Here is an 18,776-nt window from a genome sequence, read left to right as displayed (position 1 = left end):
ATTTAAGGATCTATTTAAGGCTTTCACTTCGTTCGTCGAGTGCGCGGACCGGTCCTCGCCTCCCGGTCTTCTGCAAATCCGCGTCGCGGCGCTTAATCTATCTTGAAAACGGTTTTTATCTTATCCAATGACGATAGGCAAGGAGCGCGTAACGCCCCTTGAACGCCTTCGCCGGGTTTCAGAAAAGTTTCGACCGGCACCTGCATCGCGTAACATGATTTTTTTCGGTTTTTTTAGCCAGTTCTTTCTAATTCGCCCACGAGCCGCCGATGTACCTGCCCCCCTACTTCGAAGAAAAACGCCCCGAGGTTTTACATCGGCTGATGGCTGACAATCCGCTTGCCGCCCTTGTCACACATGGCGCAAATGGTCTCGATGCGAATCACGTGCCATTCGAGTTCGACGCAAGTCAGGGCGAACACGGCATTTTGCGCGCACATGTGGCACGGGCAAATCCTATTTGTCAGGAAATTGAAAGCGGTTCTGACACACTGATTATTTTCCAGGGCGCGTCGGGTTATATATCGCCGACTTTTTATCCGAGCAAGCAGGAAACACATCGGCAGGTGCCAACTTATAACTATCTGGTCGTGCACGCGCATGGCCGGATCACGATCCGCGACGACGAGACTTTCGTGCGCGGCGTGGTCGCGCGCCTCACCCGGAAAATGGAAGCCGGCGAAGCAGCGCCGTGGAAAATGGGCGACGCGCCGCCGGATTTCATCCAGACCATGCTGCAAGCCATTGTCGGAATCGAAATCGAGGTCACTCGGCTCGTCGGCAAGGCAAAACTGAGCCAGAACAAGGTGGCGGCCGACCGGATCGGTGCGATCAACGGCGTGCGCCAGCGCGAAACAGACGCCGCGACAGCGCTCGCCGACGCCATGTTCAACGCGCCTCCTCCTATTGAAAATACGCCTTGACCTTCCAATCATTGGAATGTCGATACTGGTTACATCGAGCTGAATTTAATGGCTCACACTGAACCAGGAAGCGTTGTCATGTCTGCACCGTCTATTCCGACCACCGATCCTGCCGCAGCCGCCGCCGTGCCAACTACCGCTGAAATTGCTATCGGCGGGATGACGTGCGCGTCGTGCGTACGGCGGGTGGAAAAGGCGCTGGCGAAGGTGCCGGGCGTGGAACAAGTGTCGGTTAATCTGGCGACCGAAAAAGCAACCGTCCACGCCGATACCTCCGTGTCGCGCGAGCAACTCGTTGCCGCCGTGACCAAGGCCGGCTACGAAGCGACGTTTATCGAACCGGAAGCCGCGCCTGTCGCCGCGCCCGCGCACACCGGTGAACTCGTGGCGGTGATCGTGTCCGCGCTGCTGACCTTGCCGCTGGTGCTGCCCATGCTCGGGCTGGATCTTCATCTTGGCGTCTGGGTCTCGCTGGCGCTCGCCAGCATCGTGCAATTCGTGCTGGGCGCGCGCTTTTATGTCGGCGGCTTCAAGGCAGCGCGCTCGGGCGAAGGCAACATGGATCTGCTCGTGGCGCTCGGAACCTCGGCTGCCTGGGGCTTGAGCGTGTACGAACTGTTCGCGCATGCCGGCGAGTCTGCCCACCTCTATTTCGAGGCGGCAGCGGTGGTGATCACCCTCGTGCGCTTCGGCAAATGGCTCGAAGCGCGTGCCAAGCGGCAAACCACCGACGCCATTCGCGCACTCGACGCGCTGCGCCCCGAACGCGCGCGGATTCGCGATGCGGCGACCGGGAACGAACGCGACATCGCGCTGGCGGATGTGCGCAACGGCGACGTGGCGATCGTGCGGCCGGGTGAGCGCTTGCCGGTCGACGGCCTGATTCGCGAAGGCCGCACGCACGTGGATGAATCGCTGATTACCGGCGAAAGCCTGCCCGTGGCGAAGGAAACCGGCGCACGCGTGACTGCGGGTTCGATCAACGGCGAAGGGGTAATCGCTGTCGAAACGACCGCGACTGGCTCCGAGACGACGCTCGCGCGGATCATCCGGCTGGTTGAATCAGCGCAGGCCGAGAAGGCGCCTATTCAGCGGCTGGTGGACCGGGTATCGGCAATATTCGTGCCAGTAATTCTTGTGATCGCGATCGTGACGGTGGTCGGCTGGCTGTTGATGGGCGCGGGCGTGGAAACGGCCGTGCTGAACGCGGTCGCGGTGCTGGTGATCGCGTGTCCGTGCGCGCTTGGGTTGGCGACGCCCGCCGCTATTATGGCCGGAACGGGCGTCGCGGCACGGCACGGCGTGCTGATCAAGGACCCGCAGGCGCTGGAAATGGCGCATCGGATCAGGATTGTGGCCTTCGATAAAACCGGCACGCTGACTGTCGGCAAACCTTCCATGACGGTGTTGGAGGCGGACGAAGGCCTGGACCGCGCAGAAGCATTGGGGCTGGCGGCGGCCGTGCAGCGGCTCAGCGATCACCCGCTGGCGCGCGCGGTTGTTGCTGCCGCCGACGGTGAGCGCATTCCAGCCATTGCCGCGAGCGATGCGAAAGCGGTGGCGGGACGCGGCGTTGAGGCGCGGGTCGGCGAACGTCATCTGGCGATAGCCAGTGATCGTTGGCTTGACGAGTTGCAATTGGTCGCGCCGCAACGGTTGGCTACGCGGGCGGCGGAATTGGAACAGCTTGGGAATACGGTGTCATGGCTGGTGGAACTCGGCGGAGAGGGTCGTTCAAGCGTCACGCTGCATCCGCGAGTGCTCGCCCTGCTCGCGTTCGGCGACTCGCTGAAACCCGGCGCACGCGCAGCTATCGAACGGCTGAGCGCGATGGGCATCAAAAGCGTCCTGCTCACCGGCGATAACGCCGGCAGCGCGGCCAGCGTCGCAAAGTCACTCGGCATTGCACCCGATGCGGTTCACGCGCACATGCTTCCCGCCGACAAAGCCCGCGTGATTGCCGAACTGAAGGCATCGGCACAAGGCGCGGTAGCGATGGCCGGCGACGGCATCAACGACGCGCCCGCGCTCGCCGCCGCCGATATCGGCATCGCGATGGCGACCGGCACCGACGTCGCCATGCAAGCCGCCGGCATCACGCTGATGCGCGGCGATCCCGCACTGGTAGCCGATGCCATCGATATCGCGCGGCGCACGTATCGCAAGATCCAGCAAAACCTGTTCTGGGCGTTCGTGTACAACCTGATCGGCATTCCGCTTGCCGCGTTCGGACTGCTCAATCCGATGCTCGCGGGCGCAGCCATGGCGTTCTCAAGCGTGAGCGTAGTGACGAACGCGTTGCTGTTGCGGACGTGGCGTGCTCAGGCCGGCTTGGTCACAGCCGATGCCAATGCCGCCACCGCCGCCCGCGGTCCCGACGGCAAGCCGATCACGCGGCCGGCATAACGCGCTTCTTTCGGCGCGTCGCGAAACATTGCTTCGATATGGCCGGCGATATCTGCATCGAAGGCTGCGGACTTCGCGCCGTTGGTTGTATCGACGTGAAGCAGCATCTGTTCGCTCGCCGCGATGGGCTCCGTTCCATCGCCTTCGAACATCTCCATGTACAAGTGGACACGCTTGGCATCGAATGCAAGCACCGATGCCTCCACGCGAACCGCCGCACCTTCCTTGATCTCGTGCAGATAGTTGATATGCGCCTCGAGCGTGAACAGCGAGCGGCCTCGCGACGTGCGGCCGGCATCGTCCAGGCCGATGCGGTCCATGAACGCATCGGTCGAGAGGCTGAAGATCAGCATGTAGAACGCGTCACGGAGATGGCCGTTGTAGTCGACCCATTCGGGCCTCACCGTGTCGCGATGGATTGTTCGATTGTGCGTCACTCGTATGCCTTCTCTAGTCCGCTATGCCGTGGCGGGATTTCGCTTCAGCAATGGCCGTCATCACGCTCGTGATGCAGTCGTCGCGATAACGTTCCAGTTGCTTGATGGAGTGCGTGCCTTGCTGATCCGTGGTGCCGTCCACCACCCGGTCGATGAGTTCGTCCGTTAGTTTTGGTGCGACCAGTTTGGTCCACGGTAATTCTAGCGCCGGGCCGAATTGCTGCATGAAATGACGCATGCCGGCCTCGCCGCCCGCGAGCGTATAGGTCAGGAACGTGCCCATGAACGACCAGCGAATGCCTGCGCCAAAACGAATGGCATCGTCGATTTCGCCGGTGGTCGCCACGCCTTCGTTGACCAGATGAAGTGCCTCGCGCCAGAGTGCTTCCAGCATGCGGTCCGCGATGAAACCGGGGACTTCTTTGCGGACTCTCAGCGGGCGCATGCCTATCGATTCATAGAATGTCGATGCGGCTTGCAACGTTGCTTCCGACGTCTTTTCGCCACCAACGACTTCGACCAGCGGCAGCAAATAAACCGGGTTGAACGGATGGCCCACGATGCAGCGCGAAGCGTCCTTGGCGCTCGCGTAGAAATCCGTTGGGAGCAAGCCCGATGTCGACGACGCGATGATGGCTTCCGGCTTTGCTGCCCTGGATGCTTTCTCATGGAGCGTCAGTTTCAGGCCCTCACGCTCGGGCGCGCTTTCCTGAATGAAGTCGGCGTCGGCGACGCACTCCTCGATGGTCGCAACGAAGCGCAGTCTTTCCTGCGATGCCCCCTTTGCCAGCCCTACTCGCTCGAGCGCCGGCCATGCGTTCGCGACGTTCGCCCGTAATTGCTGCTCGGCGCCCGGCGCCGGGTCCCACGCTACTACGTCAAGTCCATGCGCTAACGCTCGCGATACCCAGCCGCTTCCAATGACCCCTACTCCCAACGCAGCAAACGTCTTGACTTGCATATACCGGATTCCTTATTAATTTGGCTTTTAACTTGCTTCGATGTTTTAGTGTCTTGTGCCTGCTTCTAACCTGAATTCCCCGCTTTCGCACGGCCTGCGTCGGCGGGTTTCAGGCTTGTATCTTCTACGCTCTTACGCGAACTGCTCGATCTTGCGGCGGTCAAGCAAACGCTCGCCGCGAGCCGGCAGGTTCAGCTTCTTTCGACCCTCTGCCGGCGTCAACGCACGACCACCCAGACGTTCGATAATCTCTACCGCCCGCTGAACCAGCGTCCCATTGCTCGCATGCACACCACGGTCCAGATACAGATTGTCTTCAAGACCCACGCGCACGTGGCCACCTAATAACATTGCCTGGGCGACCATCGGCATCTGCATGCGGCCGATTCCGAACCCTGCCCACTGCGCACCCGCGGGCATGTTGTCGACCATCGACTTGAGCGTGCCCACGTCCGCCGGTGCACCCCAGGGGATACCCATGCATAGCTGGAACAGAGGGGCATCATCGAGCAAACCCTCCTTTTGCATCTGCTTCGCGAACCACAAATGCCCTGTATCGAAGATCTCGAGTTCCGGCTTCACGCCCAGCTCTTGTATCCGCTTCGCGCCGGCTCGAAGTTGCGCGGGGGTTGATACGTAGATGGTGTCGCCATCGCCGAAATTCAGCGTGCCGCAGTCCAGCGTACAGATTTCCGGCAACGACTCTTCCACGTGTGCCAGCCGGGTCAAGCCACCCACGAGGTCAGTACCCGCGCCAAACTGCATCGGCGCTTCGCCCGCGCCAATTTCCAGGTCGCCGCCCATGCCCGCAGTCAGGTTGATGATCACGTCCACGTCCGATGAACGGATGCGGTCCACCACCTCGCGGTACAACGCCGGGTCGCGGCTGCCGCGGCCCGTGCGTGGATCGCGGACGTGGCAATGCGCAACGGTTGCTCCTGCCCGCGCGGCTTCGATGGCCGCCTCCGCGATCTGCTTGGGCGTGACCGGGATCGCCGGGTGTTTGCTCGTGGTATCTCCCGCGCCGGTTACCGCGCAGGTCACGATCACTTCATAGTTCATGTTGCGTCGTCCTTTCAAAGGCCAAGATATTGCTTCACTGCCGGCAGTCCGTCCTTGCCGTCCACCGTCTTTACGCCCGCGAGCCATGCGTCAAGCACTTGGGGATTTTTCTTCAGGTAGTCCTTGGCGGCATCGGCGGGACGCACTTTGGCCATGACCGGAATCATCAGTTGGTTCTCCAGTTGCGTGGTGAAACGCAGATTCGAAACCAGCTTGCCTGCGTTCGGGCAGCGGGTCAGGAAGTCGGGGTTGGTCAGCGTATAGACGCGTGCTTCGCCGTAGTTCGGGCCGAATACGGCGTCGCCGCCGGAGAGGTAATTCATCTTGATCTGGATGTTCATTGGATGCGGTTCCCAGCCAAGGAACACGACCCACTTCTTGTCGCGGACGGCGCGGTCGACCGTGACGAGCATGCCGGCTTCACTCGATTGCACCAGCTTGAAACCGCCCAGGCCGTACTGGTTGGTATCGATCATCTTCTGGATCTGGGCGTTTGCGCTGCTGCCCGGCTCGATGCCGTAGATCTTTCCGTCGAGTTCGTCCTTGTGTTTTGCGATGTCCTGGAAGGTCTTCAGGCCTGCGTCGTATTCATAGCTCGGCACGGCGAGCGTTGCTTTGGCGCCCGACAGGTTTGGCGGGTCGAGCTTGTCGATTTGCTTGGCGTCGAGGAACGGCTGGACGGATTTTTCCTGCACGGGCCACCAGTAGCCTAGTGACACGTCGATTTGTTTTGTCTTCAGGCCGGCGAGTGAGATAGGCACTGAGGCCTGGGTGATCTTCGCGTCATAGCCGAGGCCCTGGAATACGACTGATGCGAGCGCGGTGGTCGAGGTGATGTCGGTCCAGCCGATGTCGACGAATCGAACGGTGTGGCAACTTGCGTCTTCCTTACTTTGCGCGGATGCGCCGATTGAGGTTAACGCGAGAAACAGACAGGCGAGCAGCTTTTTCGTTGTCGGGATTGATGTCATGGCTTGGCTTCCTGTTCCGGTGATTTTTTGTGTGGGACAGACGCGTTCGGATATGTCCGACCGTGGGTAAAAGTAACGCCGCATAATGGTGGGGAGGCGACCGGTTGCGACCGGGAGTTGACTGTCAGCGACGGAATGGTTTTGTTCGCATTCGATCAAGGTTTTTTCGTTGGCACTTGGGGGGGCGGTTCTGGGGTTGGTGGTCGGAGTTAGTGCCGGGTTGGTGCTTTCGGCCTTAATGGTCTGCGAGAGTCGGATTTTCTCTTTATCACTATTAGCCACTGTGCGTGGCGGCACGTCATTTCTTTGTCCAAAGCGACAAAGAAACGAAGCAAAGAAAACGCTTTCAACCACGCTACCCTAAGTGTCCACAGCGTGCAGTTTTCATTCATAGGTGCCCCAAAAGCACGGTGCTCGCCAGAGCCACGGATGTGTGAACCCCTCCTTCTCGCGAATCCTGACACGAACACGCTTCGCCCCGTACGCTCTCGGGCAAGCACCATTGCCAATGAACCCGCACGGCCTCACAGGTATTTACGGCTGCGGTTTATTGACAGGTTAGCTACCTGGTCTGTGCGACCGTATTCATAGGCCACAGCTTCATGCGTGTTTGTGTTTGCTGCTTCAGTTTTTTGTGAATTGGCTGCGCGTTCTGTACAGCTATCTTCGTCGGTTACGGCCGCCCGCATCTTCGCGGCTTCGTTTCTTGGCGGGTTGGCGACGTGGTTCGAGGCGCGCACATATTTGGTGGATGGTCGTCCGCGGATAGCGCGGGGTGCTCCTTGGGCAGGTTCAATCACTGGTGGCGAAGCGTGTGGGTATCCGTGTTCGGAGAAGGAGGGGTTCACACATCCGTGGCTCTGGCGAGCACCGTGCTTTTGGGGCACCCATGAATAGAAACTGCACGCTGTGGACACTTAGGGTAGCGTGGTTTGAAAGCGTTTTCTTTGCTTCGTTTCTTTGTCGCTTTGGACAAAGAAATGACGTGCCGCCACGCACAGTGGCTAACAGTGATAAAGAGAAAATCCGACTCTTGCAGACCGCTAACGCTGAAAGCAGCAACCCGACATAGACCCCCGACCGCTAACCCCAGAACCGACCAACCCGGCATGGACCCCGACCACTAACCCCTAAACCTTAACCACCCGCCCAAACCCCACACTCAAGTGCGAACGAAAAACCTAGGATTTGGCCCCATTGCGCCCGCAATTTCCGCTTGTTAGCTTGCTAGTCCGATTGCAAAAACATCCCTACCGTGTAAATGCCCGCCACCGAAGACTTCCACTTCCTGCTGCTGCCCGAGTTTTCGTCCATCGGCTTCATGTCGGCGATCGAGCCGCTACGCGTCGCCAACCGCTTCCAGGGCGCCCTGTACCGCTGGCACATCCTGAGCCTCGACGGCGGCCCCGTCTGCGCCAGCAACGGCATCTCGCTCAACGCCGAAAGCGCCCTGACCAGCGTCGACTCCGCCACCAACGTCATCGTCGTCGCAGGCTTCAACCCGCTAAGCCAATACACACGCGAAATGGGTGACTGGCTCCGACGGATGGACCGCAAAGGCGCAACGCTAGGTGGTATCGATACAGGAAGCTTCGTGCTGGCCGAAGCAGGCCTCCTCCAGCACGAACGCGTAACGCTCCACTGGGAAGCGGCATCGGCGTTCCAGGAGCGCTATCCATCGCTCACGGTCAGCCAGGAGCTATTCGAAATCGATGCGCGACGCATCACGTGCGCCGGCGGCACAGCCTCCATCGACCTCATGCTCGACCTGATCGGACGCCGCCACGGTGCCGAACTCGCCGCCCAGGTCTCCGAACAATTCGTGCTCGGCCGCATCCGCCAACGCTCGGACCACCAGCGCATGCAGATCGCAGCGCGCTACGGCATCCACAATCGCAAATTGATCCAGGTGATCGGCGTGATGGAACAACACATGGAGGAACCGCTGTCGCCAGATGCACTGGCAGAGGAAATCGGCGTGACGCGACGTCAGCTGGAACGCCTGTTCTGCTCGGCAATGAAAGACACGCCCACCCACTTCTATCTCAGACTGCGCCTTGCACGCGCCCGCGAATTACTACAACAAACCGACATGTCCATTACCACGGTCTGCGTGGCATGCGGCTTCGAATCACCCTCGCACTTTTCACGCACCTACCGCGCACGTTTCGGCTCAAGTCCGCGCCAGGACCGCAGTTCGCCACGCGCGACGGCGCCCGTTGGGGAAACCGTCGCGACCAGCTGAAACCAACTGAAAGCGCTTAGAACGAGTGCCGGATACCAATGCGAACATCGCTTTGCGTGCTCGATGTCGACGGCGTAAAGCTATAGCCGATCACCGCGTTCACACCACTCGATGCCTTAAGGTAGTCGCCCGACACATAGACATCGGTACGCTTGGACAAGAGGTAATGCAACCCGAGCGAGCCCATGTTCCACTTGTGACCTTCAAACGCGGTGAACTGATAACCGCCGTACAGGATCAACGAAGGCGTGAAGTTATACGACGCGCCACCTTCGCCCACGTGCATGTGCGACGATTGTCCATAACCCTTGATCGTGGTGTAAGTGTAGTTGCCCAGCAGCATCAAATTGCCGAGCGCATACGACGAGCCAATTCCGAAGGTAGCCTGGCTGTCGACGTTGAACGCGGTACTGCTGAACAAGTCGGTCACGGCGCCTGTCGTCGGACTCACGGTTGCAACGGTCTGGCCGAGGAACGTCTTCGTGCCGATCATCGCGTACGGGTCGAATGCGTAAATCCCGTTCGGATTGTTCAGGCGCGTGTACGCCGTACCGATCGTGAAGTCACCGTGCGCGTAGTGCGCGCCCAAGCTGTATGCGCTCTTCTCGTGGAAGTCACCCGCAACGTCGCCGAACGAATACAAGCCGCCAAAAGTCAGGCCGCTGATATCGGGCGACATGTATTTGATCGAGTTCGGCAAGCGGTCGCCGTTCATGCGGTCTAAGTCACCCTGGTGGATCGCGTAGCCGCTGCCAAACGAGGAGATGTTGTAACCCTCCATGAACTCGTTCGTCAGGTCGAGCTGGTTACCCGCCGAGATCGTGCCCCACTGGTTCTGCAAGCCCACATACGCCTGCCTGCCAAACTCCGCGCCACCAAAAGCATATTGGCCGCTGCCGAGGTGAAAGCCGGACTCGAGTGCGAAGATCGCCTTCATTCCGCCGCCCAGATCCTCCGTGCCCTTGAAACCGATCCGGTTGCCGTACGAGACGCCGTCGTCGAATTTGATGACGTGCGAGCCACCCGTGTTGTTGACGTAGGTAATGCCGGCGTCGAGGATACCGTACAGCGTCACGCTGCTTTGCGCGTGAACCACAGCAGGTGCGGAGACGGCGCCTGCGCTCAGCGCCAGAGCCGCCAGCTTTGCGGCATTTCGCTTCTTCATCGTTGATTCTCCCTGATACCCGTTGCATGTTTCGTTGGACGAAGCAAGAGCCGCGCTGCTCCGGCGATGGGTTGACATCGCGCAACGCTGCCCGCTCGAATTTTTATTGCAGAGACTGGCGAACTACAGTGATCTGACGCATGGGATGCTGGTGCATGCATTGAGCTTTACGCGCATGCACCAGCCTTGCAAAAGTAAGAGGCCATATTTATTGGGGCTCGACCTTTTGCGACGCAAACCTGTCCAGTTGCGACCCACCGTTGTTATTTGGAACCGAGCGCTGTTTGCACTGCTTGCCAGCCATTTCCGCCCGTAACCGTGGTAACGCCGTCAAGCCAACCCTTCACGAGATCCGGGTTGCGCTTGAGCGCAGCTGCGGCAGCGGTATCCACATTGGTTTTGTTTTGAAGGACGTCGGTGATGATGCCGTTCTCCAGGTCAACATTGAATGTCATCTGCTTGAAAAGCCGTCCCACGTTCGGGCATTCACCCACGTAACCGGCCCGCGCGACCGTATTGACCGTCGCACCGCCGAAGTTCGGGCCGAAGTATTTATCGCCGCCATCGAGGTAGGTGAGATGGAACTTCGTGTTCATCAGATGCGGCTCCCAGGCAAGGAACACGATCCACTTCTTGTCGCGCACGGAGCGTTCGACTTGCGTCAGCATGCCGGTTTCACTCGACTCCACCAGCTTCCAGCCATTCAGTCCGAAGGCCTTTTCATCGATCATCTTCTTGATGTTCTGATTCGCCGGCGCGCCCGGTTCAATGCCGTAGATCTTGCCGTCGAACTTGTCCGCATTCTTCTGCAAGTCGGCGAACGTATGCACGCCGGCAGCCGCCACATAGTCCGGCACGGCCAGCGTGAACTTCGCGTTGGTCAGGTTCGGGTGCACCACGTCGATCGACTTCTCATCGACGAACTGCTTGACCAGTGGTCCTTGTGCGGGCATCCAGTTACCCAGGAAGGCGTCGACCTGACCTTTCTTCAAGCCCTGATACGTAATCGGCACTGAAAGATTCGAGACGCTCTGCTTATAACCAAGCGCTTTCAGCACGACACCGGCCATGGCGTTCGTGGCGTCAATGTCAGTCCAGCCCGGGTCCGCCATCTTCACCTGCAGGCAGCTTTGGGGCTCGGCAGCGACGACCGTGCCGATGGATGCGCAGAGTGCCGCAATGCAGAATAGCGCGTGCTTGAAGGGCTTTTTCATGTTGGCTTCCTGTGGGTAGTGGGGTTTTGGTTGTGGTTCAGCAGCTTGGGCTTTAGCGTTTGACGGCGGGGAAACGCGCCATGGCTTCGAGCGTGTCGAGGTCAATGTGATTGCGCATATAACGTTGGCTGGCATCTACCGACGGCTGCCAGTCCCATGATTCGATCCGGCCTTGCGTGGTCGCTTCAAAATGAAACTGCCGGCGCCGCTGGCTTCGCACGACCTCTTCGCGCAGCGCGTCGAGATCCCAGCGCGCGGCGATTTCCTCGCGGAACGAGGAGATCGCCACCGCGTGTTCGGGCAGCGTGGCGAGGTTGATGCGTTCGAGTGGATCCGCAGTGACGTTGAAGAGCTGGTCAGGATCGGAGGGCGTATGGATGAACTTGAAGTCGCCGCGGCGCAGCATCACGATCGGCGCAATCGCGCCTTCGGCCAGGTACTCGCCAATGGCTTCATCGTGTGCCTGCGGCTCGCCACGCAGATGCGGCACGAGACTCCGGCCATCGAGCGTATCAGGCCATGCCGGTCGCGGCGTGCCACGGCCGAGTTCCACCAGCGTCGGCAGCAAGTCGAGATGCGAGACGGAAGCGCTCACATGCGCCGCCTCGAATTGTCCCGGCGCGTGCACGATCAGCGGCACGCGGCAGCCACCTTCGAAGAAGGTCATCTTGTACCAAAGGCCACGTTCGCCCAGCATCTCGCCATGATCGGACGTCACGATCACGATAGTGTCGTCGGCCATTCCCGCCTGATCGAGTGCTTCAAGGATCGCGCCGAACTGTGCATCGACGTAAGAAATCGCGCCGTAGTACGCATGGCGCGCATTGCGGATCTGCTGGTCGGTCGGTGGCGTCTTGTCCGTCTCGCACACATAACGCAGGCGCTTCGAATGCGGGTCGGCGGCATCCAGCGTGTCTCGGTACGCAGGCATCTGAATGTCTTCGTCGCGGTACATGTCCCAGTATTTCTGCGGAATCGCGTACGGATCGTGCGGGTGAGTAAGCGACGCCACCACGCAAAACGGCCGCTCATCTTTCCCGGCTTGCCGCTCACGCGCCATGTCGAATAACTTCTGGCGCGTGGTGTAAGTCACTTCATCGTCAAAGTCGAGTTGATTCGTGCGGACGCACGGCCCGGCATCGATCACGGAACTCATGTTGTGATACCAGCTCGGGCGCGTCTCGAAGTCGTCCCAGTTCGGCGTCCAGCCGAAATCCGCAGGATAGATATCGGTCGTCAGGCGCTCCTCGAAACCGTGCAATTGGTCCGGGCCGCAAAAATGCATCTTCCCCGAGAGAATCGTGCGGTACCCCTCCGCGCGCAGGTAATGGGCGAACGTTAATGTTTGCGAGGGAAATTCGGCGGCGTTATCGTAGGCGCCTATCGCCGAGGGCAGCTTGCCCGACAAGAACGAAAAACGCGACGGCGCGCAGAGCGGACTCGCGCAATATGCCGAATCGAAGACCACGCCCCGGGCCGCAAGCGCGTCCATGTTCGGTGTCTTCGTTACGTGATGGCCGTACGCGGACAACGCGAACGGCGTCATTTGATCAGCCATCAGAATAAGGATATTTGGTTTGCGTTTAAGCATCGGGGCGAGGCTCGAATAGAATCAGGAAGGTGACGCGGCAAAGGGCGCAGCATGGCCGGTACCGCACGGCGAACGGTCCGTGTCGCGCATCACTATTGCCGTTCGTTGCGCGGCTGTGAAGAGAGCAAAACGTTATGAGCTCATAAGGGGGACTTATGTCGAGACAGGATCGTTTGCCGCCGATGCAGGCGCTGTCGATGTTCGAGTCCGCCGCGCGTCTCGCCAGCTTCACCGCCGCAGCCCGTGAACTGGGCTCCACGCAGCCGGCGGTCAGCCAGCGTGTGGTGCAACTCGAGGAGAACCTCGGCGCGGCGCTGTTCGAGCGCGGGCACCGGGGCGTGACGCTTACCGCGGACGGCGTACGCCTGTTCGAAGCCGTGCGCCAGAGCCTTGACACCATCCGCGTTGCTACCAACGACATTCGGTCGCGCCATGCATCGCCTGCGCAGCGCTCGCTCAATCTCCTCACCGACTTCGGCTTCGCAACGTATTGGCTGATGCCGCGCCTGTCGCAATTCAAGGCGCTGATGCCCGATGTCGATGTCAGGATCACCACTGCGCAAGACGTCATTGCCGCCGATCACGACCATGCGGATATCGTGATCGGTTTTGGTCAGACGGCAACCGACTGGGCCGGACGCGGTACGGTCAAATTGTTTCCCGAGCAGGTCACGCCGGTATGCAGCCCCGCGTTCTTCGCGCGTCATGGCAAGCCCGGCCATCCCTCGGATCTTGTTAGTCTTCCCTTGCTTCATCTCGAACCCACAAACCCGGAGCGCTGGCTGTCGTGGCATGGCTGGTTCGCGGCGCACGGGCTGGCAGCGCCGCCTGCGCATCGTGGCATCACGTTCAATAGTTATGGCTTCGTCGCGCACGCGGCGATCATGGGCCAGGGCGTGGCGCTCGGTTGGGCGCCGCTGGTCGACGAACTCGTCGCGAGCGGTCAACTGATCGAGTTATTCGACACACCGGTCACGACGGAGAGCGGCTATATCTTGAATGCGCCGCGCGCTCAAACCACGACCGTATGCGCGTTTCGCGACTGGCTGCTGGCTGAGTGCGGCGTGACTGCCTGAAGACCCGCCTGACGCTCCGATACCAGCGTCACGGCGTTTAGCTTCTAGCCGCCGCCCCATGCAATTTGTTCTACTGCAACGCATGCGCGCTGCGTTCGCGGCGCTGCCATTCGCATAGTGGAGAACCGCATGGCCGGCAGCAATGTCACTAGTAGCGTCATAGACCCCCTTTCTCATCAACTCGTGCTCACGGTGGCCTGTCCCAGTGCTGCGGGACAAGTCGCCGCCGTGGTCGGTTTTCTCGATCGGCACCAGTGTTACGTCGATGAACTCACCGTCTTTGACGATGACCTCAGCCAGCACTTCTTCGTACGCTGCGTCTTTCACGGCGTGGATCACGATGAAACGCTGCAGATCGCCGCGTTGCAGCAGGAATTCACGCCTATTGCCGAGCGTTTCTCCATGACGTGGGCGATTCACAACGTAGCCGCGCGGCCGAAAGTGCTCATCATGGTGTCGAAGCTTGAGCACTGTCTCGCGGACCTGTTGTTCCGCTGGCGCATGGGCGAGCTGAAGATGGACATTGTCGGGATCGGGTCGAACCATCGTGATCTGGAACCGCTTGCCGTGCAGCATGGCTTGCCCTTCCATCACCTCGCTGTCACCGCCGATACCAAGCCGCAACAGGAAGCGCGCCTGCTCGATTTATTCGAGTCATCCGGCGCGGAGTTAATGATTCTCGCGCGCTATATGCAGATCCTGTCGGGCGAGACGAGCCGGAAACTGGCCGCGCGCGCGATCAATATCCATCATTCGTTTCTGCCCGGTTTCAAAGGGGCGAAGCCTTATCACCAGGCACATACGCGTGGTGTGAAACTGATCGGCGCAACGGCGCATTTCGTGACCGATGACCTCGACGAAGGTCCGATCATCGAGCAAGTGGTCGAGCGCGTGGATCACTCGTACAAGCCGGAGCGTCTGCTCGCGACAGGGCGCGATGTGGAATGCATCACGCTTGCGCGTGCGGTGAAGGCGTTCATTGAACGGCGCGTGTTTATCAATGGCGATCGGACCGTGGTGCTGTGATTAGCCTTTGAAAGAAGTCTCCGAAACGAAACAACGCCGCTGAAAAGCGGCGTTGTTTCGTTGAAGCTAAAGCTCTGGATGTCTAATTAGTCCAGCTCGACACGCGATCGCCGTGAGCGCTGATCCATGCATCGGCGGCGGCGGCCGGCTTGGCGCCGTTCGTGGTCGCCAGCATCACGCTGTCGATCTCACCCGGTTTCCATTGGAACTTCTTCAGGAAAGCGACCACGGTAGGCGCCTTCTTTTCGAGTTCCGGATTGATGATGTTGTCGACGTGCTCCGATTCACCAAACACCTTCTTCGGATCTTCCAGGAATTTCAGCTTGTACTTCGCGAACATCCAATGCGGTTTCCAGCCTGTCACAATAATCGGCTTCTTCGCGTTTTCCGAACGCGCCAGTTCCGCCGTCATGGCACTGCCCGAGCTCGGCATCAACGTGTAGTCGAGGTTGTAGGCCTTGATCGCCTCGCCCGCTTTCTGCATCACGCCGGCCCCGGCGTCGATACCGACAATTCGCCCGCCGAACTCCGCCTTCTTCGCTTCAAGATCCGTCAGGCTCGTCACGTCCGCATCTTCCGGCACGATCAGGCCGATCTTCGCGTCAGGAAAGTTGGTGCCGAGATCGACGACCTTCGACTTGAAGTTCTCCCAGTAGGCGCCGTGCGTGACCGGCAACCAGGCGCACAGCGTCATATCGAGGTCACCGCGCGCCACACCTTGCCACATCACGCCGGCGGAAACCGGCACGAGTTGCACGGGATAACCCAGCTTCTTCTCGATGATCTGCGCCGCCACGTTCGTCGTCGCCACGCTGTCATCCCAGCCTTCCACGTAACCGATCTTGATGGTCGGTTTCGCATCGGCGGCAATTACACCCGCGCTGGTTGCAGCCAGCGCGGCACTTAAAGTGCTTAAAACAAGCAGTTTCTTGATCAGTCTCATTGTCGTACTCCCCTTTACGTTCCACACCATTGAGGCTTTAGAATCACCGGCCAGAAATGCGCCGACTGGTTGTTTTTCGACACCCAGTTGTCCGGATGCGACCTCGTTTTATCCGGCTGCGTCGCCGGGCCTGATGAATACCCTACTTATCGACGACAAGATCCGTCAGCGGCTTGCTGCAACACAACAGAACCATGCCCTGATCGATCTCGCGCTGGCGAATGCCGCCGTTATGTTTCATCTCGACTTCGCCGGAGAGCAGCTTGACCTTGCAGGTGCCGCACATGCCTTGCGTACACGATGCCGGCAAACGCACGCCCCATTTCTTGGCGGCATCCAGCACGTGCTGCGCGCTGCCGCATTCGATCTCGCGATTGCTCTTGGCAAAACTGACCTTGAACGTGGTCTCTACAGGCACGGGTGCAGGTATGGGCGACAGGTCAAAGCCAACCGCTGCCTCCCGCATCTCGCTGAATGCCCCGGTGGGCTGCAACGCGTCGGCCACGTGCGCCGTGGTCAGTTGCGCGGCGACTTCCGCGATCGTCTCGAAGGAGAAACTTTCCTCGTGATAATGCGTCGCGTCGAAACCGCCTTCTGCAAGCAGATCACGCACCGCTTTCATATACGGCGCCGGACCGCAGGTAAAGATTTCCCGCTCCATGAAATCCGGCGCGATCAGCTTGAGCAAGGGCAACGTGAGAAAACCCGTCACGCCGTGCCAGCTTGTACGTGCACCGACTCGTTCGCATACAAACGCAGTGCGGAAATTCGCCTGGTTCGACGCAATCAGATCGAGCTCGCGCGCGAAGATGATGTCGTCGGGGGTGCGGGCGCTGTGCACGAACACGATGTCGCGATCCTCGCCGAGTTCGTGATGCGCGCGGCTCATGGACATCAACGGCGTGACACCCGATCCCGCCGATAAGAACAGGAACTTGCGCGCCGGATGCCGCGCGCAAGTGAATTCGCCGGCTGGCCCCAGCACCCGAACCTTGCCGCCCGGCTGAAGATTGTCGTGCAGCCAGTTCGACACCTTGCCGCCCGGCACGCGCTTCACCGTGATGGAAATGGTATGCGGACGTGTAGGCGGCGACGAGATCGTATAGCAGCGATTAATCGATTCGCCGTCTATCTCCAGCTCCAGCGTGATGAACTGGCCCGGCTCGAAAACGAAGGTCCGTTCGACCGGCGCACGAAAGAAAAAACTCTTTACGTCGTGCGTTTCCTGACGAACGTGGCAGCAGACGAGCGTCTCGTCGGTGTCGCTGTCCCAACGGGCGGGAAGCGTGCCCCAGAACTCGGGCTGGGTCACTCGGTTCGGGGCAGGCTCGAACGTCGCCTGATCGCGCATCATCTGTTTCTCCGCTGTAGCTTTGAGTGCGACGTTGTTTGTTCGCTTAAGTATTCGATAAGTCAGCGCTTGAACGACACGACTTTCTCGCCGTGCGTGCTCACGCTCGCTTCATCCGGCGTGTTCGCGTAGTCGTCGAGCCTGCCGATATACCACTCGCAGAATTTCTCCACGAGGCCTTCCGTGAACGGCGAATAGGGGCCCGGTTCATACGCGCTGCTCGTCACGCCGAGTTGCGAGAATTCCACCAGCGCGCGGTCCTGATCGTTGGTCGCGCGCCAGACGGCCGTCAGGTTGTCGACGTTGTAGTCAATGCCTTCCTTCGCATCCTTGTGCACGAGCCATTTAGTGCGCACGAGCGTCTCGCCGGCCGACAGCGGAATCACCGAGAAACTCACAATATGATCGCTCATGAAGTGATGCCAGGAATTCGGCTGCGTCCAGAACGAGAGGCCACCGAGATCGGCTTGCTGGAAACCGCCGAGCAATTTCTTCGACGCCACCTTGGCGTCCATTGTCTGGGACTCGCCGCTGCGATCGAGCGGCAAACGTTGCGTGCGAAAACCGCTCACAAGGTCAGCGAGCCGGTCGATTTCCTTCGACGGCAAGTTCATCGCTTCCCATTGCTTTGTGCGTTCTTCAACGGTCTTGTCGAAGGCGGCCATCGCTTCTTCATTGTCGGCGGAACGCTGGTAACCGAAGCCATATTCGTAGAGCGAGATGGTCAGTTCCGGATGGTTCGCAACGCAGTGGTAACACTCGCGATTGTTCTCCATCGTGAGCTTCCAGTTACCCTTTTCGATGATGTCGATAGCGGCAGCTATCTTGCAGTCGGCCAGACCATGCGGCAGCAGGTACGGTTCCATCGACGCGCGCAATACCGCGAAATCCGCCGGCGGCGTTTCAGCGAGGCAGACAAAAATCAGCCCCGCGAGGTTTTCAAGGTGGATCTTCTTGAGGCTGTGCTTGCACTTGTCGAACTGCTCGCCCATGTGCTCGGCGAACATGAGGTCGCCGTTCAGGTTGTAGGTCCAGCTGTGATACGGGCACACGATATTGCCAAGCGAGCCCTTCTCCGAACTGCACAGGCGCGCACCGCGATGCCGGCAAACGTTATGGAACGCGCGGATTTGCATGTCGTCGTCACGCACGATCAGGATGGAATCGTTGCCGAGTTCCACCGTCATGTAGTCGCCCGCTTCAGGCACGTCCGGTTCGACCGCGACCTGGATCCAGTGCCGCCGGAAGATCGCGTCCATGTCGAGCGCGTGGACTTCCTCGCTCGCGTAGAACGGCGCTTCCAGCGTGTGACCCTTCTTGCGGCGTTCGATCATTGCGCGAACGTCTGCGGAAACTTTCATCGTGTACTCCGTGTTTTGGTGCGCCGCCCGACCTTGAACGTGCG

Annotated in this window: 15 protein-coding genes; 5 read left to right on the top strand and 10 right to left on the bottom strand. The window is 59.9% G+C overall.

Annotated elements, in window-relative coordinates:
- Positions 1-269 precede the first annotated feature (269 nt).
- Both ACSQ8V_RS18860 and ACSQ8V_RS18855 read left to right on the top strand, forming a co-directional pair.
- Positions 270-923: an FMN-binding negative transcriptional regulator gene (locus tag ACSQ8V_RS18860; RefSeq protein WP_436206732.1), complete on the top strand. Its 654-nt coding sequence runs from the start codon at positions 270-272 to the stop codon at positions 921-923.
- Between the two features lie 78 nt (positions 924-1,001).
- Positions 1,002-3,329 (top strand): heavy metal translocating P-type ATPase, encoded by a 2,328-nt coding sequence (locus ACSQ8V_RS18855; protein WP_436206731.1) that lies wholly within the window; start codon positions 1,002-1,004, stop codon positions 3,327-3,329.
- Here the strand turns inward: ACSQ8V_RS18855 and ACSQ8V_RS18850 are convergent.
- From ACSQ8V_RS18850 to ACSQ8V_RS18835, 4 genes are all read right to left on the bottom strand, one after another.
- On the bottom strand, positions 3,245-3,766 hold the full coding sequence (locus ACSQ8V_RS18850; RefSeq protein WP_436206730.1) for a thioesterase family protein: 522 nt from the start codon (positions 3,764-3,766) through the stop codon (positions 3,245-3,247). The two genes, ACSQ8V_RS18855 and ACSQ8V_RS18850, sit on opposite strands and share 85 nt — an antisense overlap.
- A gap of 13 nt (positions 3,767-3,779) precedes the next feature.
- Positions 3,780-4,727 (bottom strand): L-carnitine dehydrogenase, encoded by a 948-nt coding sequence (locus ACSQ8V_RS18845; RefSeq protein WP_436206729.1) that lies wholly within the window; start codon positions 4,725-4,727, stop codon positions 3,780-3,782.
- Between the two features lie 132 nt (positions 4,728-4,859).
- Entirely contained in the window at positions 4,860-5,789 is a 930-nt protein-coding gene (locus ACSQ8V_RS18840; protein ID WP_436206728.1) for a 3-keto-5-aminohexanoate cleavage protein, read from the bottom strand.
- A 14-nt stretch (positions 5,790-5,803) separates the two neighbouring features.
- Positions 5,804-6,760, bottom strand: a complete 957-nt coding sequence (locus ACSQ8V_RS18835; protein ID WP_213769263.1) for a choline ABC transporter substrate-binding protein — start codon at positions 6,758-6,760, stop codon at positions 5,804-5,806.
- A 1,261-nt stretch (positions 6,761-8,021) separates the two neighbouring features.
- Between ACSQ8V_RS18835 and ACSQ8V_RS18830 the strand changes: the two genes are divergently transcribed.
- A complete protein-coding gene (locus tag ACSQ8V_RS18830; protein WP_436206727.1) occupies positions 8,022-9,005 on the top strand; it encodes a GlxA family transcriptional regulator in 984 nt (327 codons plus the stop codon).
- Positions 9,006-9,021: 16 nt separating this feature from the next.
- Here the strand turns inward: ACSQ8V_RS18830 and ACSQ8V_RS18825 are convergent, their stop codons facing one another.
- The 3 genes from ACSQ8V_RS18825 to betC all read right to left on the bottom strand — a co-directional run bounded on the left by ACSQ8V_RS18825 (position 9,022) and on the right by betC (position 12,975).
- Complete coding sequence (locus ACSQ8V_RS18825) at positions 9,022-10,170, bottom strand: porin (RefSeq protein ID WP_436183279.1); 1,149 nt, start codon at positions 10,168-10,170, stop codon at positions 9,022-9,024.
- Between the two features lie 263 nt (positions 10,171-10,433).
- Positions 10,434-11,384: a choline ABC transporter substrate-binding protein gene (locus ACSQ8V_RS18820; RefSeq protein WP_213769117.1), complete on the bottom strand. Its 951-nt coding sequence runs from the start codon at positions 11,382-11,384 to the stop codon at positions 10,434-10,436.
- Between the two features lie 52 nt (positions 11,385-11,436).
- Entirely contained in the window at positions 11,437-12,975 is a 1,539-nt protein-coding gene (gene betC, locus ACSQ8V_RS18815) for a choline-sulfatase (protein ID WP_436206726.1), read from the bottom strand.
- A 155-nt stretch (positions 12,976-13,130) separates the two neighbouring features.
- Between betC and ACSQ8V_RS18810 the strand changes: the two genes are divergently transcribed.
- On the top strand, positions 13,131-14,051 hold the full coding sequence (locus ACSQ8V_RS18810; protein ID WP_213769119.1) for a choline sulfate utilization transcriptional regulator: 921 nt from the start codon (positions 13,131-13,133) through the stop codon (positions 14,049-14,051).
- A 129-nt stretch (positions 14,052-14,180) separates the two neighbouring features.
- Entirely contained in the window at positions 14,181-15,077 is an 897-nt protein-coding gene (purU, locus tag ACSQ8V_RS18805; protein ID WP_436206725.1) for a formyltetrahydrofolate deformylase, read from the top strand.
- Positions 15,078-15,159: 82 nt separating this feature from the next.
- Here purU and ACSQ8V_RS18800 read toward each other — a convergent pair whose 3' ends face one another.
- The 3 genes from ACSQ8V_RS18800 to ACSQ8V_RS18790 all read right to left on the bottom strand — a co-directional run bounded on the left by ACSQ8V_RS18800 (position 15,160) and on the right by ACSQ8V_RS18790 (position 18,732).
- Positions 15,160-16,020 (bottom strand): glycine betaine ABC transporter substrate-binding protein, encoded by an 861-nt coding sequence (locus ACSQ8V_RS18800; protein ID WP_213769121.1) that lies wholly within the window; start codon positions 16,018-16,020, stop codon positions 15,160-15,162.
- Between the two features lie 142 nt (positions 16,021-16,162).
- A complete protein-coding gene (locus ACSQ8V_RS18795) occupies positions 16,163-17,374 on the bottom strand; it encodes an FAD-binding oxidoreductase (protein WP_436206724.1) in 1,212 nt (403 codons plus the stop codon).
- A 59-nt stretch (positions 17,375-17,433) separates the two neighbouring features.
- On the bottom strand, positions 17,434-18,732 hold the full coding sequence (locus ACSQ8V_RS18790) for an aromatic ring-hydroxylating oxygenase subunit alpha (RefSeq protein WP_436206723.1): 1,299 nt from the start codon (positions 18,730-18,732) through the stop codon (positions 17,434-17,436).
- Between the last annotated feature and the right edge of the window lie 44 nt (positions 18,733-18,776).

It is taken from the genome of Caballeronia sp. LjRoot31, assembly GCF_964253885.1.
Classification (GTDB): domain Bacteria; phylum Pseudomonadota; class Gammaproteobacteria; order Burkholderiales; family Burkholderiaceae; genus Caballeronia.
The sequence above is the reverse complement of the archived record's forward strand: the minus strand, read 5'-3'. Positions and strand labels throughout refer to the sequence as shown.